This window comes from Pseudomonas sp. KH_017, from assembly GCF_057840285.1.
On record NZ_CM174509.1, the window covers coordinates 2306986 to 2328875 of the forward strand.

22 protein-coding genes and 1 pseudogene are annotated in these 21890 nt (G+C 61.9%); 14 read left to right on the plus strand and 9 right to left on the minus strand.

All coding sequences use genetic code 11. From position 1 onward, the window contains the following. Positions 1 to 9 precede the first annotated feature (9 nt). A pseudogene (locus tag AC3IT6_RS10460) lies at positions 10 to 105 on the plus strand (N-acetyltransferase); the annotation flags it as partial. Positions 106 to 117: 12 nt separating this feature from the next. On the opposite strand, the gene AC3IT6_RS10465 reads toward AC3IT6_RS10460, so the two are convergent. The 7 genes from AC3IT6_RS10465 to AC3IT6_RS10495 all read right to left on the minus strand — a co-directional run bounded on the left by AC3IT6_RS10465 (position 118) and on the right by AC3IT6_RS10495 (position 7308). Then, positions 118 to 834 carry a L,D-transpeptidase family protein gene (locus AC3IT6_RS10465; RefSeq protein ID WP_489355264.1) on the minus strand — a complete coding sequence of 239 codons (717 nt, stop codon included), beginning with the start codon at positions 832 to 834 and terminating at the stop codon, positions 118 to 120. Further along, positions 831 to 1589, minus strand: a complete 759-nt coding sequence (locus AC3IT6_RS10470; protein WP_489355266.1) for a M15 family metallopeptidase — start codon at positions 1587 to 1589, stop codon at positions 831 to 833. The genes AC3IT6_RS10465 and AC3IT6_RS10470 overlap by 4 nt, the downstream gene beginning before the upstream one ends. 33 nt (positions 1590 to 1622) lie before the next feature. Continuing rightward, positions 1623 to 2612: a lipoyl synthase gene (gene lipA / locus AC3IT6_RS10475; RefSeq protein WP_489355268.1), complete on the minus strand. Its 990-nt coding sequence runs from the start codon at positions 2610 to 2612 to the stop codon at positions 1623 to 1625. A gap of 141 nt (positions 2613 to 2753) precedes the next feature. After that, positions 2754 to 4010: a serine hydroxymethyltransferase gene (gene glyA, locus AC3IT6_RS10480; RefSeq protein WP_489355271.1), complete on the minus strand. Its 1257-nt coding sequence runs from the start codon at positions 4008 to 4010 to the stop codon at positions 2754 to 2756. Positions 4011 to 4051: 41 nt separating this feature from the next. Then, on the minus strand, positions 4052 to 4435 hold the full coding sequence (gcvH, locus tag AC3IT6_RS10485; RefSeq protein WP_150725972.1) for a glycine cleavage system protein GcvH: 384 nt from the start codon (positions 4433 to 4435) through the stop codon (positions 4052 to 4054). 381 nt (positions 4436 to 4816) lie between these two features. After that, the gene (locus AC3IT6_RS10490) at positions 4817 to 6325 is read right to left on the minus strand and encodes a sigma-54-dependent transcriptional regulator (protein ID WP_477810921.1); all 1509 of its coding nucleotides are present in this window, start codon (positions 6323 to 6325) and stop codon (positions 4817 to 4819) included. A gap of 68 nt (positions 6326 to 6393) precedes the next feature. After that, a complete protein-coding gene (locus AC3IT6_RS10495) occupies positions 6394 to 7308 on the minus strand; it encodes a LysR family transcriptional regulator (protein ID WP_414876195.1) in 915 nt (304 codons plus the stop codon). A 151-nt stretch (positions 7309 to 7459) separates the two neighbouring features. Here AC3IT6_RS10495 and speB point away from each other — a divergent pair, with 151 nt between their 5' ends. From speB to AC3IT6_RS10520, 5 genes are all read left to right on the plus strand, one after another. Continuing rightward, entirely contained in the window at positions 7460 to 8461 is a 1002-nt protein-coding gene (gene speB, locus AC3IT6_RS10500) for an agmatinase (protein WP_489355275.1), read from the plus strand. Between the two features lie 53 nt (positions 8462 to 8514). Continuing rightward, positions 8515 to 10026, plus strand: coding sequence for an aldehyde dehydrogenase family protein (locus tag AC3IT6_RS10505; RefSeq protein ID WP_477764558.1), 1512 nt, complete (start codon positions 8515 to 8517; stop codon positions 10024 to 10026). Between the two features lie 228 nt (positions 10027 to 10254). Then, positions 10255 to 11829: a purine-cytosine permease family protein gene (locus AC3IT6_RS10510; RefSeq protein WP_489355277.1), complete on the plus strand. Its 1575-nt coding sequence runs from the start codon at positions 10255 to 10257 to the stop codon at positions 11827 to 11829. 17 nt (positions 11830 to 11846) lie between these two features. Then, complete coding sequence (gene betA / locus AC3IT6_RS10515) at positions 11847 to 13535, plus strand: choline dehydrogenase (RefSeq protein WP_489356521.1); 1689 nt, start codon at positions 11847 to 11849, stop codon at positions 13533 to 13535. Positions 13536 to 13743: 208 nt separating this feature from the next. After that, positions 13744 to 14202, plus strand: a complete 459-nt coding sequence (locus tag AC3IT6_RS10520; RefSeq protein ID WP_489355279.1) for a GNAT family N-acetyltransferase — start codon at positions 13744 to 13746, stop codon at positions 14200 to 14202. Positions 14203 to 14215: 13 nt separating this feature from the next. Here the strand turns inward: AC3IT6_RS10520 and AC3IT6_RS10525 are convergent, their stop codons facing one another. After that, positions 14216 to 14521 (minus strand): NIPSNAP family protein, encoded by a 306-nt coding sequence (locus AC3IT6_RS10525; RefSeq protein ID WP_489355281.1) that lies wholly within the window; start codon positions 14519 to 14521, stop codon positions 14216 to 14218. 230 nt (positions 14522 to 14751) lie between these two features. On the opposite strand from AC3IT6_RS10525, the gene AC3IT6_RS10530 reads away from it, so the two are divergent. The 6 genes from AC3IT6_RS10530 (at position 14752) to AC3IT6_RS10555 (ending at position 18914) form a co-directional block, all read left to right on the plus strand. Then, positions 14752 to 15414 carry an ATPase gene (locus tag AC3IT6_RS10530; RefSeq protein WP_489355283.1) on the plus strand — a complete coding sequence of 221 codons (663 nt, stop codon included), beginning with the start codon at positions 14752 to 14754 and terminating at the stop codon, positions 15412 to 15414. A gap of 67 nt (positions 15415 to 15481) precedes the next feature. Continuing rightward, a complete protein-coding gene (locus tag AC3IT6_RS10535; protein ID WP_223447367.1) occupies positions 15482 to 15820 on the plus strand; it encodes a hypothetical protein in 339 nt (112 codons plus the stop codon). Between the two features lie 244 nt (positions 15821 to 16064). Then, positions 16065 to 16994 carry a Ppx/GppA phosphatase family protein gene (locus AC3IT6_RS10540; RefSeq protein WP_489270707.1) on the plus strand — a complete coding sequence of 310 codons (930 nt, stop codon included), beginning with the start codon at positions 16065 to 16067 and terminating at the stop codon, positions 16992 to 16994. Positions 16995 to 17020: 26 nt separating this feature from the next. After that, complete coding sequence (locus AC3IT6_RS10545; RefSeq protein WP_489355286.1) at positions 17021 to 17464, plus strand: arsenate reductase ArsC; 444 nt, start codon at positions 17021 to 17023, stop codon at positions 17462 to 17464. A 62-nt stretch (positions 17465 to 17526) separates the two neighbouring features. Continuing rightward, positions 17527 to 17925, plus strand: coding sequence for a DUF1801 domain-containing protein (locus AC3IT6_RS10550; RefSeq protein ID WP_489355288.1), 399 nt, complete (start codon positions 17527 to 17529; stop codon positions 17923 to 17925). Between the two features lie 599 nt (positions 17926 to 18524). Then, positions 18525 to 18914 (plus strand): c-type cytochrome, encoded by a 390-nt coding sequence (locus AC3IT6_RS10555; RefSeq protein ID WP_489355290.1) that lies wholly within the window; start codon positions 18525 to 18527, stop codon positions 18912 to 18914. Here the strand turns inward: AC3IT6_RS10555 and AC3IT6_RS10560 are convergent, their stop codons facing one another. Next, positions 18915 to 19790 carry a LysR substrate-binding domain-containing protein gene (locus tag AC3IT6_RS10560; protein WP_489355292.1) on the minus strand — a complete coding sequence of 292 codons (876 nt, stop codon included), beginning with the start codon at positions 19788 to 19790 and terminating at the stop codon, positions 18915 to 18917. Positions 19791 to 19924: 134 nt separating this feature from the next. Here AC3IT6_RS10560 and AC3IT6_RS10565 point away from each other — a divergent pair, with 134 nt between their 5' ends. Then, positions 19925 to 20977, plus strand: a complete 1053-nt coding sequence (locus AC3IT6_RS10565; protein ID WP_489355294.1) for an agmatine deiminase family protein — start codon at positions 19925 to 19927, stop codon at positions 20975 to 20977. Positions 20978 to 20981: 4 nt separating this feature from the next. After that, on the plus strand, positions 20982 to 21890 hold the full coding sequence (gene aguB / locus AC3IT6_RS10570) for an N-carbamoylputrescine amidase (RefSeq protein WP_489355296.1): 909 nt from the start codon (positions 20982 to 20984) through the stop codon (positions 21888 to 21890).

Here is a 21890-nt window from a genome sequence, read left to right on the forward strand (position 1 = left end):
TGCCCGCATTTGTGGCGAGGGAGCTTGCTCCCGCTGGGTCGCGAAGCGGCCCCAAAAGATGGGACTGCTGCGCAGTCCAGCGGGAGCAAGCTCCCTCGCCACAGGGTCCAGCGTTGACTAGCGCTTTGGCAGTTTCCAGCGCTCGCGCAACTGCTCGTACTGCACTTCAGGCAGTTGCACCAGCACCGGGGATTTGCCCGGGTCCAGCCAGTCGAACAATCGCGCGATATCCGCCGGGTCCATGGCCGTACAGCCACGGGTAGGTGCCGTGGGGCCGCGCCAGATGTGGAAGAAAATGCACGAACCGGCAGCGGGAGAGGCCGGAGTGTTGTGCTGGATGACGATGCCTTGGCGGTACAGCTCATCCGAGCGGCGCATCCGTTCGGAGCTGCTCCAGTCCTTTTCCACAACCGCGCCGTCGACCAGTTCGTTGTAACGCGTGGATTGGCTGTCATCCACGCATTCGATGGTCGGCGTCAACGGTAGATAAGGCAGGCGGGTTTCGGCCGAAGGCGCGTAGCCGAACGCCGTGCCCAGCTTGAACATTCCTGCCGGTGCCTTGCCATCGCCTTCCTGTTTGACCGGTCCTTCAGGTTGCCCGATATCGAGCAGCCCCTTGCCCCAACCCATGCCGTTCTTGCCAAGAACGACTGCAAAGGGCGCTTCGAATTTCTGCAAGGTCTGCCCGTGCCGTTCATAGCGCTGGGCAGTACCCTGGATGTCATCCCAATTTTTACTGGTGACCACGATCAGTTGGTCGCTGTCGTCGAGTCCCTGAGCCATTGCGGCCAGCGGAAAAAACGCCACCAACAAGGTTCTGAGCAGAATGTTCATGGTGCAAGCGGCGTGATAGGGAAGTCCATGACGTCCGGCTTCTGCGGATTCCCGCTGTACGTGAAGTGCCACCACTCGGCGGAATAACCCACAAAGCCTTCCTTGGCCATGGCACTGGTCAGGCGCTGGCGATTGGCTTTGGCCGTGGCGTTGATCAGTGCCGAGTCGGTATGCGCCCGCTCATCGAAGCAATCGAAACCGGTGCCCATGTCGAGGGCGCCGTCGTGCCAGCGTTGGCCGTAAGGGGCGGTGCAATCCACTGGCGTGACCGAAGGCGTCCAAGTGTCGGCGGGCAGGGTGTCGGGGCCGGTCATCGTCAGGTCGACGGTGTTGCCCCGGGAATGATTGGACACCCTGGCCACATAACCCAGGCACCAGAAGTCCTGCTTGTCGACCCGTGGATAGAACTCGGTTTTCAGCGGGTCGCCAGGTTCGGTGGCGAAGCGGCCCATATCCCCCACCGCGCGGGTCGGGCGATAGCAGTCGAATACTTTCAAGCCATAGCCTTCGGCTTTCAGTGCGCTTTGCACTCGGGCTAACGCCTTCGCAGCGTCCTCCGACAGCAGACATTCCGCCGCCTGGTAGCCGTCGAGCGGGTGCCCAGTGAAGTTGTGCGCGCTGGCGTAGCGAATGTCCTGCTCGATGCCCGGGTCGACGCTGCGCACATACACCATGTGCCCTGGTTTCGACTCGTTGGCCATGCACGGCGTGGCAAGGCTCAGGCACAGCAACAACAGACAGGGTGAACGCGACATCGGAAACGGCTCCATGCATGACCAGTCATTCCATCATGGCTTGAAACCGTCCGTACCTCCATGAAGTTGTTGATCAGCGTGATAGGACGAACGCACCAGCGGCCCGGACGCCACGTTCTTGAAGCCCATGCGCGTACCTTCCTCGGCGAACCAGGCAAAGGTGTCCGGGTGCACGAAGCGCTGCACCGGCAAGTGGCTGCGCGAAGGTTGCAGGTATTGGCCGAGGGTCAGCATGTCGATGTCGTGCTCGCGCATGCGCTGCATGACCTCGATGACTTCCTCGTCGGTTTCGCCAAGACCCAGCATCAGGCCGGATTTGGTCGGCACATGGGGCACCGCTTGCTTGAATTTCTGCAGCAGGTCCAGCGACCACTCGAAGTCCGAACCCGGCCGCGCGGCCTTGTACAGGCGCGGTACGGTTTCCAGGTTGTGGTTGAACACATCCGGCGGCTCATTGGCGGTGATCGCCAGGGCCACGTCCATGCGCCCGCGATAATCCGGCACCAGGGTTTCCAGTTGAATGCCGGGCGACAGCTTGCGGATTTCCCGCAGGCAATCGACAAAGTGTTGGGCGCCGCCGTCGCGCAAGTCGTCGCGGTCCACCGAGGTGATCACCACGTACTTCAGGCGCAGCTCGGCGATGGCCACGGCCAGGTTCATCGGCTCGTTGGCGTCCAGCGGCTTGGGCCGGCCATGGCCGACATCGCAGAACGGACAGCGACGGGTGCAGATGTCGCCCATGATCATGAAGGTCGCGGTGCCACCGGAAAAACATTCACCGAGGTTCGGGCACGAAGCTTCTTCGCAGACGCTGTGCAGCTTGTGCTTGCGCAGCAGTTGCTTGATCCGGTCGACCTCGGGAGAGATCGGCATGCGCACGCGAATCCAGTCGGGTTTGCGCGGGAATTCATCCGTGGGAATGATCTTCACCGGGATCCGCGCGACCTTTTCCGCGCCGCGCAGTTTGGTGCCGACCTCTACTTTGGCCGGGCTCTTGCCGGTCGATTCGACAATGGCATTCATCGTTATTTCCTTGTGCAACAGCCGCAGAACCTGTGGGAGCGGGCTTGCTCGCGAAGGCGGCGTGCCAGTCAATACTGATGTCGACTGACACGGCCCCTTCGCGAGCAAGCCCGCTCCCACAAGGGGTTTTGTGTTGTGTGCTCAGTCGCGGTAGACCGGGAAGTCCGCGCACAGGGCGGCCGCCTGGCGCGCGACATTGGCCTCGATATCGGCATCGCCCAAGTGATCGAGGATGTCGCAGATCCATCCCGCCAACTCGATGCTCTGCGCTTCCTTGAAGCCACGACTGGTAATCGCCGGCGTACCAATGCGCAGGCCGGAGGTCACGAACGGCGATTGCGGATCGTTGGGCACGGCGTTCTTGTTCACGGTGATGCCGGCGCGACCGAGGGCGGCGTCGGCATCCTTGCCGGTCAAGCCCTGGCGGATCAGGCTGACCAGGAACAAGTGGTTGTCGGTGCCGCCGGACACTACGTCGTAACCGCGCTCGATGAAGACCTGCGCCATGGCCTGGGCGTTGCGGATCACTTGCGCCTGATAAGTCTTGAACGCTGGTTCCAGCGCTTCCTTGAAGCACACGGCCTTGGCGGCGATCACGTGCATCAGCGGGCCGCCCTGACCGCCGGGGAATACCGCGGCGTTGAGCTTTTTCTCAAGTTCAGGATTGGCCTTGGCCAGGATCAAACCGCCACGGGGACCGCGCAGGGTCTTGTGGGTGGTGGTGGTCACCACGTCGGCGTAGGGCAGCGGGTTCGGGTACAGACCGGTGGCTACCAGCCCGGCGACGTGGGCCATGTCGACGAAGAAATATGCGCCGACCTTGTCCGCGATCTGGCGGAAGCGCGGGAAGTCCAGGGTCTTTGAATAGGCCGAGAACCCGGCGATGATCATCTTCGGCTTGTGCTCGACCGCCAGGCGCTCGACTTCGTCGTAATCGATCAGGCCCGTGGCGGTGTCGATGCCGTACTGCACAGCGTTGTAGAGCTTGCCGGAAAAACTCACCTTGGCGCCGTGGGTCAGGTGACCGCCATGGGCCAGGCTCATGCCCAGCACGGTGTCGCCGGCTTGCAGCAACGCCAGATAAACTGCGGCGTTGGCCTGGCTGCCGGAGTGCGGCTGGACGTTGGCGTAATCGGCGCCGAACAGTTGCTTGGCGCGGTCGATGGCCAGTTGTTCGACTACATCGACGTGCTCGCAGCCGCCGTAGTAACGCTTGCCCGGATACCCTTCGGCGTACTTGTTGGTCAGGCCGCTGCCTTGTGCCTCCATCACCCGCTGGCTGGTGTAGTTTTCCGAGGCGATCAGTTCGATATGGTGTTCCTGCCGCGCATCCTCGGCGTTCATCGCCGCCAGCAGTTCGTCGTCGTAGCCTTTGATCTGGTCGTGCTTGCTGAACATGGTGTGGTCCTTTTTCGGATTCGGGAAATGCCCAAGGGGCTTCAAGCGTCGGCGTGTTCTGCGGTCAGGCGTTCATAGGCGTCTTGATCCAGTAGATCGCTCAACGCCAGGGCATCGACCGGTTTGAAGCGAAAGAACCAGCCTTCGCCCAATGGGTCTTCGTTGACCAGTTCCGGGGTGCTCTCCAGCGTCGCGTTGATCTCGACCACTTCCCCGTCCAGCGGCATGCCGATACTGCTGGCGGCCTTCACCGACTCCAGCACCGACACTTCAGCGCCGGCATCGAAGGCGCCCAGTTCAGGCACCTGAACGAACACCACATCCCCCAGCGCCTGCTGGGCAAACGCCGTGATGCCGACGGTGACCAGGCCATTGCTCTCGAGGCGCAACCATTCGTGATCGACGGTAAAACGCAATTGGCTCATATCAACTCCTTATTGTTTTAAGGCTCGTGGCGGGGCGACGAGCGAGGTTGGAGGAGTGATAGCAAGGGCGGTGCCAATGTTTTTTATTTGTTTTAAATCAATTGGTTGAAGTGATTTCGTGAGGCGCGGAGGATTTCGGCTGTATTGAAATGAATACAGGTAAACCGGGCTGTGGCCGCGGACGCCGTAATTGCGGGTGGGAAAGGTTTTGTCTTGATTTCGCTACGCTGTATCGATTTGCAGACGGTGAGCCCGGCAACAACACAGATCCCCTGTGGGAGCGGGCTTGCTCGCGAATGCAGTGTGTCATTCACCATCCATGTTGCCTGACACGACGCCTTCGCGAGCAAGCCCGCTCCCACATTTTTGACCGAGCCAGGTTCAGGGCTTGTTGGGAATGCCGTACTTGCGCAACCGAATCGCGATGGCGCTATGGGATGTCTGCAACCGCGCCGCCAGCAACCGACTGGACGGATAGCTGCGATAAAGCTGTTCCAGCAGGTTCTTCTCAAAGTCGCCAACCGCTTCTTCCAGGCTGCCGACTTCGCCGTCGTTCTGCCGCTCTACCGCCGTGCGCGCAATGTCGAGGTCGTCGATGTCCACCAGCGGATTTTCGCAAATCGCCGCCGCCCGGAAGATCACGTTTTGCAGTTGCCGCACGTTGCCCGGCCAGCGGTTGCCGAGCAGGGCGCTGAAGGTGCTCGGTGCCAAACGACACGTCGGTCGCTGGATCTGCGCGCAGGCCTGTTGCATGAAGTGATTGGCCATCAGCAGGATGTCGTGCCCGCGCTCGCGCAGCGGCGGCACTTGCAGGTTGAGCACGTTGAGGCGGTAGAACAGGTCTTCGCGAAAACGCCCTTCGGCGACCATTTTTTCCAGGTCGCGGTGGGTGGCGCTGAGCACCCGCACATTGACCCGAACCTCTTTGTCGCCACCGACCCGGCGGAAGCAGCCATCGCTCAAAAAGCGCAGCAATTTGGCTTGCAGATAGGGCGACATTTCCCCCACTTCATCGAGGAAAACCGTGCCCTGATCGGCCAGTTCCAGCAGGCCGAGCTTGCCGCCCCGTTGCGCGCCGGTGAAGGCGCCGGGGGCGTAGCCGAACAGCTCGCTTTCGGCCAGGCTCTCCGGCAGTGCCGCGCAGTTCAGGGCCAGAAACGGCGCGTCGTGTCGTGGGCTGATGGCATGGCAAGCACGGGCCACCAGTTCCTTGCCGGTGCCGGTTTCACCCTGGATCAGCAACGGCGCATCGAGGGCCGCCACCCGTTGCGCACGGGCCTTCAGCGCACGGATCGGCGGCGATTCGCCGAGCAGCGCATCGAAACCTTCGGCATGGTCATGGTGCAGCGCCGACAGGCGTTCACCAATGCGATTGGGTTGATACAGGGTGAGCAGGGCGCCGGCGTCGGTGATCGGCATCGCGTCGAGCAGCAGCGTCTGGCCGCCAAGGCTGACCTCGTGCATCGGCAGACGGAAATGCTGAGCGATCAAGGTGCGCTGCAAATCGGCATCGTCGAACAGCGCGGTCAGCGATTCACCGGCCGGTTCGCGGCCGCAGAGGGCGATCAGCGCCGGGTTGGCCAGCAGCACATGGCCGCGGTCATCCACCGCCAGCACCGGGTCGGAACTGGCTGCCAGCAACGCGTCCAGTTGCAGGCGCCGGCGTTGCCCCGGAAGGATGTCGACCATGGTCACCGCTTGCACGCCGCGCACGTCGAAAAGGGCTTCGCGCAATTCTTCGAGCACCTCGGCGCCCAGGGTCGGGGCGTCGATGTAAACGTTCGGCGGCACCATCTCCACGGCGTCCAGGTTGAAACTGCGACCACCGAGCAGGGCCAGCACTTCCTGGGTGATGCCGACGCGGTCGATGAAGGTGACGTGGATGCGCATGACGGGCCTGCAAGGTTGGCGAACCGAATCAGTATGCCCGGCAAAATTTGAATTTGGCGAGTGTCACATCACGGCTTGCCGGTTTTACGGGTGCTGGCGGCCAGGTCTTCAAGGAACGCCTGGAGGATCGGTGGCGGTGCCGTGCCGCGTCGGGTGATCACGTCGAACGGCGATTTCAAACGCAGACTCCCGGGGGCCAACTGGTGCATCTCGCCGCTCTTGACCCACTGGGCGGCGAAGTGCTCAGGCAGAAAGCCCAGGTAGGCGCCGGAAATGATCAGGATCGCCGTGGCTTCGATGTTGTCCACGGTGGCGGCCGCCTTGCTGACACCCAGGTGTTCGAGGTCGTATTGCTGCATGTAGCCGCGCACGACGATCCGCCCGGCAGCGACTTCTTCGAGCAGCTCCTCACCTTCGGCGTGGCTGCCGTACAACGGGTGACGCCGGCCGCAATACAAACCCAGGGCTTCCTGGTACAGCGGTGATTGCAGCAGGCCCGGCACATGGATCGGAAAGTGCCCGATGGCCAGGTGCAGGCGACCGTCGAGCACCCGCTCTTCGAGTTCCGCCGGGGTGCCGACGTACACGTTCAGGTGCACGTCATGGCCCCGTGAAACGAAGCGCTGGGTGGTGCGCGGGATCGGCGAGTCGGGGTCGGTGATCGTGGTGTCGATGATCCCCAGGTTGAGCTTGCCGCTGATGTGCTGCTTGAGCACGTCGGCGTCCATGCAGAAGTTTTCCACCGCCGACAGCAGGCGCTGGGTGGCTTCATGAATCGCCACCCCTTGTTCGGTCAGGCGAAAGCCGCTGCGCCCGCGCTGGCAGAGTTTGACCCCGAGGCGAGTTTCCAGATGGGTCATCTGTTCGCTGATGGTCGACTGCCCGGCATTGAGCGCCGCCTGCGCGGCCGAGAAACCGCCGCAGCGCACAATCGTGGCAAACACCCTGAGCAGTTTCAGGTCGACATCGTGCAGCTGGATCATCTTGGACCTCCGGCATGGGGATGCATCGGGAATACCGATATGAGTATCTGATGTTTAGCATTTTTTCCACGAAAACCTGCGCCCATAGTCTTTCCAACGGCGGTCGCCTTGCAGTCCGCCAAGCCGATAACAAGAAGTGGAGAGGCTAGAAATGTCGAACAACGGTTATGAATCCGGTCGCCTGAACCTGCCATTCGTGGGTCATTGCACCTTTGGCAAATCCCCGGTGTGCACCGATTGGGATGCACTGGATGCCGACGTCGCGGTGCTCGGCGTGCCCAACGACATGGGCACCCAGTGGCGCTCCGGCGCACGCTTCGGACCACGCGGGATTCGCGAAGCATCGACGCTGTTTTCCTTCGGCCACGCTGGCGCCTACGACCACGAAGATGACGTGATGTACCTCACCGCATCGGACGTACGCATGGTCGACGTCGGTGATGCCGACATCGTCCACACCGACATGGTCACCAGCAATAAGAACACCGAATACGCCGTGCGCAAGATCCTCGACGCTGGTGTCATGCCGGTGGTGCTCGGCGGCGATCACTCGGTACACGCGCCAGTGATCAAGGCCTTCGAAGGCCGCGGCCCGATCCACATCATCCACTTCGATGCGCACCTGGATTTCGTCGACGAACGCCACGGTGTGCGCTACGGCCACGGCAACCCGCTGCGCCGTGCCTCGGAAATGAACCACATTGTCGGCATGACCCAGATGGGCATTCGCAACGTGTCGTCGTCCAACCGCGACGACTACGAAGCAGCCCATGAAGCCGGCTCGAAAATCCTCTCGGTGCGTGACGTGCGTCGCCTTGGCGTCGAGGGTGTGCTGGCGCTGATCCCGCAGGACATCAACTACTACATCACCATCGACATCGACGGTTTCGACCCGTCCATCGCCCCCGGTACCGGCACCCCAAGCCACGGCGGCTTCCTCTACTACGAAGTGCTGGAAATCATCCAGGCCCTGGCCAAGCGTAGCAAAGGCAACATCGTCGGCATGGACCTGGTGGAAGTGGCGCCGGTCTACGACCCGACCGGCATGACCTCGATCCTCGCCGCGCAACTGCTGCTCAACAGCATCGGTTTCATCTTCCACGAACGGGGCAAGGTGCGGGCAGCTGCCGAGAGCGAAACCGCATCAGCCTGATCATCGAAACCAGTGACCCGGCAGGCTCTGACTGCCGGGCAGAGAGAACAAAAATGGACACGATCGTCAAAAGTTACCTGCAGAAATTCGGCGTCAGCGAAGCCACCCAGACCTTCCTCAGCAAGGTCCAGAAAATGTTCATCGGCGGCGCCTGGGTCGAAGCCAGCGACGGCCAGACTTCCGATGTGATCGAACCCTCGACCGAAGGCCTGATCACCCGCATTCCCATGGGCACCACCGATGACCTGGACCGCGCCGTGCAAGCCGCCCGCGCCCAGTTCGACGGCGGCGCCTGGCGCCAGGCCAAACCGGCCGAACGCGAGCGCATGATGCAGCGCCTGGCCGACCTGATCGAGCAGAACGCTGCGGAACTGGCGGAAATCGAATCCATCGACATGGGCAAATCGGTGGCCTTCGCCAAGGACGTGGACATCCAGGGCACCGTCGATACCTTGCGTTACTTCGCCGGCTGGGCTACCAAGCTGCACGGTCGTACCGTCGAACCCTCGCTGCCGGGCAACTACCTGGCCTATACCCGCAAGGAAGCGGTAGGCGTAGTCGGCGCCATCGTGCCGTGGAACTTCCCGCTGCAAACCATGGCCTGGAAGCTCGGCGCAGCGCTGGCGACCGGTTGCACCGTGGTGGTCAAGCCCGCCGAACTGACCTCGCTGTCGGCCCTGCGTTTCGCTGAACTGGTGCAGGAAGCGGGCATTCCGGATGGCGTGATCAACATCGTCACCGGGCGCGGCAGCGTGGTCGGTGCGGCCATGGCCACCCACCCGGGTATCGACAAACTGACCTTCACCGGCTCGACCCCGGTCGGCCAGACTGTCGGCCGCGCAGCGCTGGATGACATGAAGCGCCTGACCCTCGAACTCGGTGGTAAATCACCGGTCATCGTCTGCGCCGACGCCGACATCCCGGCCGCCGCCCAAGCAGTCGCCAACGGCGTGTTTTTCAACTCCGGACAGGTATGCGACGCCGGTACACGGGCCTATATTCATAGCAGTGTCTACGACGAATTCCTGCGTGAGCTGATCGCCTACACGCGCACCCTGAAAATGGCCCCGGGCCTGGACCCGGACTGCTTCATCGGCCCACTGGTTTCGGCCCTGCAAAAGCAGCGCGTGACCGAGTACATCGAAACCGGCAAGGCCGAAGGCGCCGAACTGGTCTACGGCGGCCAACCGGTCGATGGCCCTGGCTTCTTCGTCGAGCCGACCATCTTCGCCAATTGCCGCAACGACATGCGCATCGTCCAGGAAGAGATCTTCGGCCCGGTGCTGGTCACCGCACCGTTCGACGACGAGGAAGACGCGCTGGCCCTGGCCAACGACTCGCCTTACGGTCTGGCGGCCGCACTGTATTCCAACGACCTGGGCAAGGTGCACAGCCTGATTCCACGTCTGAAAGCAGGCTCGGTCTACGTCAACGCCCACGGCACCCTCGATCCGTCGATGCCGTTCGGTGGCTACAAGCAGTCCGGTTTCGGCAAGGACCTTGGCGCCGAGCAGCTCGACTACCTGCTCGAAACCAAGGCGGTGTGGATCACGCTGCCAAGCTGACGCCACCCCTTGTGGGAGCGGGCTTGCTCGCGAAGAGGCCGGCACATTCGACATCGATGTTGCCTGACCCACCGCTTTCGCGAGCAAGCCCGCTCCCACAGGTCTCGTACTAATGCTGAAGGCAATTGAGCCTTTGAAATTCGGGAACGGCAAGGACGCGCCCCGGGAGTCGTTCACCCGAAAGAACGCGGTTATCTCGTCATGATCTTCCAACAATAAGAGTCCATCATGAACACTAACGCCAAGTCCGCCACGAGCGTGTCCAGCCTCGACGAAAAATCCGTCGTCGAGGGGCATTCGATTGACTTCATCCCCGAGAACGAGCGCACTGACAAGCTGGCCAGTCAGGGCCCGTTCTGGTTCCTCGGCAATTTCACCTTCTTCACCATGACCATCGGCTTCGTTGGCCCAAGCGTCGGCCTGACTGCGCTCTGGACTACGCTGGCCGGCACGCTGGGCATCATGTTCGGCACGCTGTTCATGGCGTTCCACGGCTCCCAGGGCCCGCACCTTGGCCTGCCGCAGATGATCCAGTCCCGTGCGCAGTTCGGTTATCGCGGGGTGATCCTGGTGCTGCTGGCGACGCTGTTCGTGTTCGCCGGCTTCAACATCGTCAACCTGGTGCTGATGATGCAGGGGCTGCACACGCTGTTCGGGTTCAACCCGGCGGTGATCGCGGTGGCGGTGACCATACCGGCGGCGGTGCTGGCGATCCTCGGCCATGACTGGATGCACCGCAGCTTCAAATGGGCGTTGTACCTGTCATTGCCGCTGTATGGCCTGGTGACCGTGGCGGTGGTGATGGGCTGGGTGCCGGATGCGGTGCTGCCGGCACTCGCGGAAGGCGAAGTGGCCCGTGAGCCGCTGGGTTTCAACTGGACCGGTTTCATCGCGCAGTTTGCGGCGGCCGCCAGCTACAACATTGCCTACGCCCCGTACGTGTCGGACTATTCGCGCTACCTGCCGAAAAACACCTCCAGCGGCAAGCTGATCGCCGTGGTGTTCCTCGGGGCTTCGTTGTCCGGTGCGTGGATGATTTCCGTGGGTGGCTGGCTGGCCGATCACCTGCACTCCACTGACGTGCTGGTGGCCCTCGGGCAAGTCGGCAACACCGTGTCGCCGCTGGTGGGCACGGCGGTGGTGGTGGTCACCATCCTGGCATTCCTGCCGGTGATCGCGATGAACATCTACAGCGCCAAGCTGACCACGCTGACCTGCGTCGACTCGATCAAGCACATCGAACCCACCCGCAAGGCACGCATCCTGGCCATCGGCTTCGTGATCCTGCTGCAACTGGGCGTGGCCCTGAGCATCCAGAGTTCCGGCAAAGGCCTGTCGGTGCTGGGGATCTACCTGGTGGTGATGCTGTACTTCCTGGTGCCCTGGACCTCGGTCAACCTCACTGACTACTTCTTCGTGCGCAAGGGCCGCTACGCCATCCCGCACTTCTTCATGCCCCACGGCAACATCTACGGCAGCTGGGGACTGCGCGGCATCGCCGCCTATGCCATCGGCTTTATCTCGATGATCCCGTTCTTCTACATCTTCGACGGCGTTGAACAACGCGAGGTGTATGTCGGCCCGCTCGCCAAGGCGCTGGGCAGCATCGACATCGCCTGGCTGGTCGGGCTGATCGTGTCGGGCCTGGCGTACTACTGGCTGAGCCGCTCGATCGATCTGAAACGCGAAGAAGCGGTGATCCAGCAGATCGAGAAAAACTCCCCGCAATACACCACCGGCGACACGCTGACCCACAAACAGCAGCCACAGCCGGTGTTCACTGAATCGACGGTCGGGAGATAACTATGACCACGCAAAGAATGACCACGCAAAAATACGACTACATCATCATTGGCGCAGGCTCGGCAGGTTGTGTGTTGGCCAACCGCCTGAGCGAAGACCCGGCCACCTCGGTGCTGGTCCTGGAATTCGGCGGCAGTGACAAGAGCGTAGTGATCCAGATGCCGAGCGCATTCTCGATCCCGATGAACACCAAGAAGTACAACTGGCGCTACGAAACCGAGCCGGAGACCCACCTCAACGGCCGACGCATTCACTGCCCACGGGGCAAGGTGCTGGGCGGTTCGTCGTCGATCAACGGCCTGGTGTACATCCGTGGTCACGCGCTGGACTTTGACGAGTGGGAATCCCTGGGTGCCGAAGGCTGGGGCTATCGCAACTGCCTACCGTACTTCAAGCGTGCCGAGAGCTATGAGTCGGGTGGCGACAGCTATCGCGGGCAGACCGGGCCGCTGCATACCACCAACGGCAACCACATGAAAAACCCACTGTACGGTGCCTGGGTCGAAGCCGGTGCGGAGGCGGGCTACATCAAGACCGAAGACTGCAACGGCTACATGCAGGAAGGTTTCGGCGCCATGCACATGACCGTGAAGAACGGCGTGCGCTGCTCCACGGCCAACGCCTACCTGCGCCCGGCCATGGGCCGTCCGAACCTGACAGTGATCACCCATGCGATGACGCGCCAGATCATTCTTGAAGGCAAGCGTGCGGTGGGGGTCATGTATGACCACGGTGGCCAGACCCACCAGGTGTATTGCAACCGTGAAGTGCTGATCTCGTCGGGGCCAATCGGCTCGCCGCACCTGCTGCAACGCTCGGGCATTGGCCCGGCGGACGTCCTGCGCAAGGCCGGGATCGGCGTACGCCATGAGCTGCCGGGCGTAGGGGAGAACCTGCAGGATCACGCCGAGGTGTACATCCAGTTCGGCTGCAAGGAGCCGGTGACCCTCAACAACAAGATGGACCCGCTGAGCAAACTGATGATCGGTCTGCGCTGGCTGCTGTTCAAGGACGGCCTGGGCGCCACCAACCACTTCGAGGCTGGTGGTTTCATCCGCTCCGAGAAGGGCCTGCGCTGGCCGGACATCCAGTTCCACTTCCTGCCGGCGGCGATGCGCTACGACGGCAACAAGCCGATCAAGGGCCATGGCTTCATGGTGCTGACCGGGCCGAACAAACCGAAAAGCCGTGGTTATGTGCGCGTGCGCTCGGCCGATCCGTATGAGCATCCGGAAATCCGCTTCAACTACCTGGAGCGGGAAGAGGACCGCGAAGGCTTCCGCCGCTGCATTCGCCTGACCCGCGAGATCATCGGCCAGAAAGCCATGGACCGCTTCCGCGACGGCGAAATCGCCCCGGGCGCGCAGGTGACCAGCGATGAAGACCTCGACGCCTTCGTGCGCGACAACCTGGAAAGCACCTACCATCCTTGCGGTTCGTGCCGCATGGGCGAGGACGACATGGCGGTGGTCGATTCCGAATTGCGCGTGCGTGGCATCGCCGGTCTGCGGGTGATCGATTCGTCGGTGTTCCCGACCGAGCCGAACGGCAACCTGAATGCTCCGACTATTATGCTCGCCGAGCGGGCGTCCGATCTGGTGCGTGGCGCGCAGATGTTGCCGTCAGCGGATGTGCCAGTGGGGCTGGTGGAGGGCTGGGAGAGCAGCCAGCGTACTTCGCTGCCAGGCCGCAACGTGCGGGTCTGACGGCAACCCGCAATCCAATGTGGAAATCCAATGTGGGAGCGGGCTTGCTCGCGAAGAGGCCGTGTCATTCAACATTTATGTCGACTGACACGGCCTCTTCGCGAGCAAGCCCGCTCCCACAGGGGGCGTAGCACTTCCAAAAAATACCGTCTCCGTTCCATTCCCATTGCTAGTCTGTAATTCCTTGAGACCGCAATGGAGCACCCTCATGGCTATTCAGGCCCTGCGCGCCGACGCATCGCACATCGACCAGATCGCCCCTTTGTTTGACGCCTACCGGATGTTCTACAAGCAGCCGTCGAACCTTGCGCAATCGCGCGCCTTCATCGCCGAGCGACTCGCCCGGGATGAATCGGTGATTTTTTTTGCCCAGGACACCGACGGTGAAAACCTCGGCTTCGTCCAGCTGTTCCCGACCTTTTCCTCGATCGATGCCCATCGCACCTGGCTGCTCGGTGATCTGTTCACCACGCCCGCCGCCCGGGGCAAAGGCGTCGGCACACTGCTGATGAACACCGCCCGGGATTTTGCGAAGCTGGCCGGTGGCAAAGGCATGACCCTGGAAACCGCCACCGACAACCTCACCGCCCAGCGCCTGTATGAATCCCTGGGCTGGGTGCGCGACCCCGGTTACTACACCTATTGCCTGGATCTGAAAAAAGACTGACTCAGCGATCCAGTCAGCCAAACACCGGCCGCATGAACGAACGCTCGTAGCTGAGGATGAATTTCCTCTCTTCGGCGTACTTGAACGCGGCGATGCACTCTGGATCGTTCATCGACTGCTGCCGGTAATGTTCGTACTCGGCCAGGCTGGGGAAGGTGAACAGCGCCAGGGCGATGTTGTTGGCGCCCTCCGACGGCAAAAAGTAGCCGTGGTGCTGGCCGCCGAACTTTTCCACCAGGGGAATCCACAACTTGCCGTAGTGCTCGAACGCGTCGAGCTGGTAGGGATCGAGCACGTATTTCAGGTAGCAGGTCACCATTGTTTCGTTCCTTGATCAGGTTTTGAGGGCAGTCGCCACTGTAATCAACCGTGGGCGCCCGGCACAGCCGCTTGTTCGACATTGACCGGTAAGTTTGCGCCAGAGGCATGCGCTGACGCCGCCGCACTATTGGTTCAGTCAATAGTCACCATCAAGAATCGCAAGTTCTGTTTTTTGCGCAAAGGCGGAAAATTGCCGGCATTGAACACGCTGCTCAAGGAAACTGCGCGATGAAAATCTTGACCCGACTGGCTGTGATTGCCCTGTTGTTGGGCAGCGTTGCATCCACCGCATCGGCCTTTGCCGAAGACGCACGCACCTGCCATCTGCCGCCCATCACCGCTGGCCAGGGCGGGCTGCAATACGGGCAGACGGTCGGGGTGCTGTACAGCGAAAACACCGTGGAAAACCTGCAATACCTTGAGCAATACCACTCGGTGGCCGTCAACGGTGCGAAGAACGCACTGGATGCGCGGATTCGCCAGGCGTTCGTCAACAGCTCCGATCCGGACCTGGCCATCGACTGGCTGATGGGTTCGCTGCACCACACCTTTGTGTCGGTGACGGTCTACGACAATCTCGATGCCCTGGTGCAGGCCCACCCCGATGTGGTGGTGATGCTCGATACCCATAACCAATTGCTGACCCAGCGTAACGACCGGGTCGAGGCGCGTTTCGCCGCGCGGTTCTACGACGCCAACCTGCAATACATCGGCAAGGCCGAAGGCGCGGTGGAAAAACAACTGCCGTCGGTGTGGGTGCATGACAAGGCCGCGCCCGAGATCGCCGCGCAAATCGAACAGCAACGCGACCTGCAACTGAGCGCGCTGAAACAGTTCGATGCGTCGCTGAAGGCGCTGGTAACCGCCGGATTGACCGCAGCAACAAATTAATAAGCCCGACGCCCATTGAGCGGCGGGCAAGCCGATCCACCGTGGATTTCTATTCAGGACCTGATACATGCGCACTGTTTTTGCCCCGAGCCTGGTATTCGCTTCGCTGCTGCTGGCCGGTTGTGCCACGCCGAACAATCCGACCATGACCCTGCAGACCAGCAAGTCGCCCGAGGAGTACACCCATTGCGTGGTGCCGAAGTTGCAGCACGATGCGCTCAACCCAACGGTGTCGCAGACCCAGCGCAGCTACCGCATCGTCATCCCGAGCAAAGTGGCGGCGGACAATGTGCTGGAAACCTATAAAGCCTCGAGCGGCGGCAAGGTGTTCCTGTACGAGCGCAAGCTGCTGGCCTCGGCGTTCGTGCCGTCGACGTTCGAGCGTGCGGCGCAGGAGTGTTTGTAAGGGCAATTCCAGGCAAAAAAAAGCTGCCGGGACTGGCAGCAGAAAGTTAAAGCACGCATTGGATGGACTGAGTATGGCGCCCGGTTCATGACGATTCGATGACGAATGAACAATTGTGGCGAAAGTCAGATCTCCAGGCGGTGTCATCCGGGTGTCATCGAAGTAATGGCAAGATCCTCGCAATCCGTCTTGAGTGCCCGACGGCCGCCAGTCCGCCGGCAGATGAATGTGCAAGGAACCCCCTATGAAAGACGCCCCGCTGTTTGCCGCCATCGACCTGGGCTCCAATGCGTTTCGCCTGATGATTGGCCAGTCGGTGAGACGGAACCAGCAGATGGTCATCCAGGAAGTGAAGACCCTGCGTGAGCCGGTCCGTCTGGCCGAAGGCTTGCAAGGCGGGGCGCTTGATGAATTGGCGCTGGACCGTGGCTGGCAGGCGCTGGCGCGATTCGGCAAGAAACTGCGCGGTTTCGAGGCCGGGCGCGTGCGGGCGGTGGCCACCAGCGCGGTACGCGAAGCGGACAACGCGCCGCTGTTCCTGGCCAGTGCCGAACGGCATCTGGGCTTTCGCATCGACGTCATTTCCGGTCACGAAGAGGCGCAACTGGTCTACGCCGGCGTGGCCCACACCTTGCCGGCGCAAACCACGCGGCTGGTGGTGGATATCGGCGGCGGCTCCACGGAGATGATCATCGGCCGTGGTGATCAGTTGCTGGTCACCGAGAGCATTGCCATCGGCAGCGGCACCTTCGGTGCGCGTTACTTCCACGGCGGGCGGATCGTGGCCGAAGCGCTGCTGGAGGCCGAACGCGCGGCCACCGTGCAATTCGAACGCATTGCCCGGCGTTACCGCGCCATGGGCTGGCAGCAGGCGGTCGGTTCTTCCGGGACAGCGCGGATGTTGGCCAAGGTGCTCAAGGCCAATGGCTTGAATGATGACGGCCAAAGCGGCATCACCTACGGCGGCCTGTTGCGCTTGTCGTTGCGCCTGCTGGAGGTCAAACATGTGAAACACCTCAAGTTGGCCGGTTTGCCCACCCATCGCCTGAGCATTCTGCCCGGCGGTCTGGTGGTGATGCTGGCCGCGTTCAAAGTGTTCGGGATCACGCATATGATTGCGTCAGAACCGGGTTTGCGGTTCGGCGTGCTGCATGGATTGATGAGCAAACACTAAAACACCCAGCCAGCAGAGGTAAAACCATGACCGACCCCCGTCGCGTGCTGTTCGTCTGCGCCCGAAACGATGTCCGCTCCCCCATGGCCGAAGCCCTGTTGCGCCACATCGATCCTGCCGATTTCCAGGCCTTCAGCGCCGGGCTCGAGGCCACCGAGATCGACCCGCGCACGTTCGAATCCCTGGATCACATCGGTGTCGATGCCAGCGGCTTGCGCAGCAAGTCTCTCGAGGATTTCGAAGGCCAGGCGTTCGACTACGTCATCACCCTGTGCGACAAGTCCTCCGAAGAGGCCGCGCGCATGCCGTTTACCGCTGAAGTGATGGTCTGGAGCTTCGAAGACCCGACCACCAGCGAAAGGCACGACCCGTTCCGCCATACCCTCCAGGAAATCGGCGACCGCATCAAAATGTTCGTCACCGTGAAAACCCGCCCTGTGCCCCAGGCGCCGTCAGTCAGCGATTCCTGAAAACCTTCGAACACCGTCTACCCTCATCGGTCACAACCATCATGATGAGGGTCGAAACGGTGATGAAAACGGACAAGGTTGACTCAAACGAAGCCTCGGTGCTGATCGACGAACGAATCCGGGAACTGGCCGATTGGCGCGGCGAAACCCTGGCCCACGTCCGCAAGATCATCCGCCAGGCCGACCCAGAAGTGATAGAAGAGTGGAAGTGGGGTGTGCCGGTGTGGTCCCATGCCGGCATCATTTGCACCGGCGAGACCTACAAGCAAGTGGTGAAGATGACCTTCGCCAAGGGCGCTTCACTGGATGATCCGTCGAAGCTGTTCAATGCCAGCCTTGAAGGCAATACCCGGCGTGCCATCGATATTCGCGAAGGGGAGCAAATCGATGAAAAGGCATTGGCGTCGTTGATTAATGCAGCCATTGAACTCAATACCTCGCGAACCCCGTTCAAAAAGTAAGCCATGCACAAGTCCCTATGGGAGCGGGCTTGCTCGCGAAGAGGCCTTCACATTCAACATCGTAGGTGGCTGGACTACTGCTTTCGCGAGCAAGCCCGCTCCCACATTTTGATTGGCGTCGAACATAGATCCAGCATGCAGTGAAGGACCCCTATGGGAGCGGGCTTGCTCGCGAAGAGGCCTTCACATTCAACATCGTAGGTGGCTGGACTACTGCTTTCGCGAGCAAGCCCGCTCCCACATTTTGATTGGCGTCGAACATAGATCCAGCATGCAGTGAAGGACCCCTGTGGGAGCGGGCTTGCTCGCGAAGAGGCCTTCACATTCAACATCGTAGGTGGCTGGACTACCGCTTTCGCGAGCAAGCCCGCTCCCACATTTTGATTGGCGTCGAACATAGATCCAGCATGCAGTGAAGGACCCCTGTGGGAGCGGGCTTGCTCGCGAAGAGGCCTTCACATTCAACATCGTAGGTAGCTGGACTACCGCTTTCGCGAGCAAGCCCGCTCCCACAGGGATTGCGTCCATTTGACCACTTGGGATATCCCCGGCCTGCATGTTCCAATAGCCATCCGGCAACACCCGACTGGAAACGGAACATGAAGAAAATCGCCGCCCTGACCCTCGCCCTGGCGCTCACCGCTGGCCTGTTCAGCATGCCCACCCTTGCTGCGGGCGATGTCCAGGCCGGGGAGAAAGTGTACAAGCGCCTCTGCAGCGGCTGCCATCAGATCGGCGAATCGGCTCGCGCCTTCTTTGGCCCGCAGCTCAATGGCGTGATCGGTCGCCACTCCGCCGTCACCACGGACTACGTGTATTCCGACGCGATGAAGTCCGCCAACCTGGTCTGGAACCGCGAAACCCTGATCGCCTACCTCGAAGCGCCGAAGAAAGTCGTGCCCGGCACCCGCATGATTTTCTGGGGCCTCAGCGACCCGGAAAAAATCGAAGACCTGCTGGCCTACCTGCAAACCTTCCCGGAGCAATGATCACGTCGTGGTCTGCTGCTCGGCCGCCAGGTTGTCGACCAGCCACTCGGTGAAGGCCCGCGCCATCGCAATGTTTTCGCTGTCACGGTGGGTCAGCAGCGCCCAGTTCGGGCCGCGGATGGTTTGCTCCACCATCGGCTGCAACAGCCCGGTGGCCCGCGCCTGCCGACTCAGCAACTGGCTAACCAGCGCAATGCCCAGCCCGGTGCAGGCCGCGTCCAGCAGCAAACCCGGATCGGAAAAATTCAGCCCCTGATCCATCTGCCCCACATCGATTCCCGATTCCACCGCCCAGTGGCTCCAGTCCATTTCCCGTTCGCCATGCAAAGTGGTGCGCTGTTCCACCGGCACGGCCAACAGGCTCGGGTGGCACGCCGGATAGAGGCGGTCGGTGTGCAGCACCCTGAAACTGCATTCGGCCTGGGAGCCGATGTCGTCGCGCACCGCCAGGTCGATGGTCTGGCTGGCCATGTCCGGCACTTCATCGGTGCTGAAAATCCACAGGTCGACCTGTGGATGCTGGCGACGGAAATCCCCCAGGCGCGGCAACAGCCAGTGCCGGGCAAACGCCGGGGTGGTGTTGAGCACCAGTTGATTGGGTTTCTGGTATTGCCCCAACCGGCGAATGCCCACCGCCAATTGCTGCAGCAACGCCTGGGTGGTGCTCAGCAGATCGTGCCCGGCATCGGTCAGGCTGACGCTGCGCCCGCTGCGATGGAACAGCGGTTGTTCCAGGTAGGCCTCAAGGCTGCGGATCTGCTGGCTGATCGCCGATTGGGTGAGGTGCAACTCATCGGCAGCCTTGTGAAAACTGCCCAGCCGGGCGGCGGATTCGAAGCCGCGCAGGGTGCTCAGGGGCGGCCAGTGTTTGAGCATATCGATAAGCTCCTCTAATCAGTTATCTGCAAAATCCATCGTTTGTTTGCCCGTTTTTCCAGCCGTAGCATGCATGCCAAGACCGCCAAGGCCGTTTTCATTGAACACAATGACTTAACTCAGAGGTGCTTGTCATGCAACAGAACGAAATTCAAAACAGCGCTTGGACGATGCCGGCCGAGTGGGTCACCCACGCCGCCACCTGGATGGTCTGGCCGCACAACAAGAGCCTTTGGGAGTCAGGCTGGCGGGTGACACTGCCACAGGTTCAAGAAGACTTCGCCCGGGTGGCCAACGCCATCGCCCGCTTCGAACCGGTGAAGCTGGTGGTCGATCCTTCAGCCGTCGCCAGCGCCAAGGCCTTGTGCGGGCCGAACATCGAGTTGATCGAACTGGCGGTCAACGACAGCTGGTGCCGCGACTCCGGCCCGAGCTTCGTCTGCCACCCGCAGCAAGGCCTGGCCGGTGTGAGCTGGCGCTTCAACGCATGGGGCGGCAAGTCGGCCCACGATCTGGACGAAAGCCTGGCCCGTCGCGCGCTCAATCATTTGGGGCTGGAGTGTTTCGGCACGGCACTGAGCAATGAGGGCGGCGCGATTCATGTGGACGGCGAGGGCACGCTGATCACCACCGAGTCGGTTTTGCTCAACCCCAACCGCAACCCGGGCGTGACCAAGGCCGAGATCGAAGAGATCTTCACCCGCCTGCTGGGTGTGAAGAAAACCATCTGGCTGCCGGGCGATCCGGACTACGTAACCGGCGACATGACCGACGGCCACGTCGACGGCGTGTGCGCTTTCGCTCGTCCCGGCGTGTTGCTGGTGGACGCCACCCACGACCAGAGTTCTGTGTACGCCGCAGTCGCACGGGAAAACCGTCGCGCCCTTGAGCTGGTCACCGATGCCCAAGGCCGCAAGTTCGAGCTGATCGAACTCTATGAAGCCTCCGATGCGGTGGACACCGAGGCTGAAGTGTTCTGCGCCTCGTACACCAACTTCTACATAGCCAACGGCGCGATCATCATGCCGGCGTATGGCATCGATGCCGACAAGGTCGCTGCCGAAGTGCTGGCGCAGGCGTTCCCCGGACGCGAGGTGGTACCGGTGCGGATCAACCATCTGGCCCATGGCGGCGGCGGTGTGCATTGCATCACCCAGCAACAGCCGGCCTGGCCGGTGCGGGGTTGATGCCATGACACTGCTGACCATCGCCACCACCCAGATGCCCTGCACCTGGGACCTCAAACACAACCTCGACCAGGCCGAGCAACTGGTTCGCGAGGCCGCGGCCAAGGGCGCGCAGGTCATCCTGTTGCAGGAGCTGTTCGCCACGCCGTACTTCTGCATCGAGCAACACCACAAACACCTGGCACTGGCCGAGGAGTATCGCGACAGCCACGTGCTCCAGCGCTTTGCCGCATTGGCCAAAGAGTTGGGCGTGGTGCTGCCGCTGAGCTGGTACGAGAAGGCCGGCAATGCCTACTTCAATTCACTGAGCGTGGCCGACGCCGACGGGCGCCTGTTGGGCGTGTACCGCAAGACCCACATCCCCAACGCCATCGGCTATCAGGAGAAGGAATACTTCAGCCCCGGCGACAGCGGGTTCCGGGTCTGGGACACCGCGTTCGGGCGCATCGGCCTGGGCATCTGCTGGGACCAGTGGTTCCCCGAAACCGCTCGCTGCCTGGCCTTGATGGGCGCCGAAGTGCTGCTGTTCCCGACCGCCATCGGCTCCGAACCGGGCTGCGCCACACTCGATTCCCGGGATCACTGGCAAATGACCATGCGCGGCCACGCCGCCGCCAACCTGCTGCCGGTGGTGGCGGCCAACCGTGTCGGCCGGGAAGCGGCGACCACCGACCCGGCCCTGCAAATGAGCTTCTACGGCTCGTCGTTCATCTGCAATCACAAGGGCAAGTTGCTCGCCGAAGCCGACCGTGACAGCACCGGCGTGCTGGTCCACAGCCTGGACCTGGCGGCCATGCGCGAAGACCGCCTGACCTGGGGCATCTACCGTGACCGCCGCCCGGACATGTACGGCGCCTTGTTGACCCAGGACGGTCGTCAGATCCATTCACGCTGGGCAACCCAAGGGGTGTGA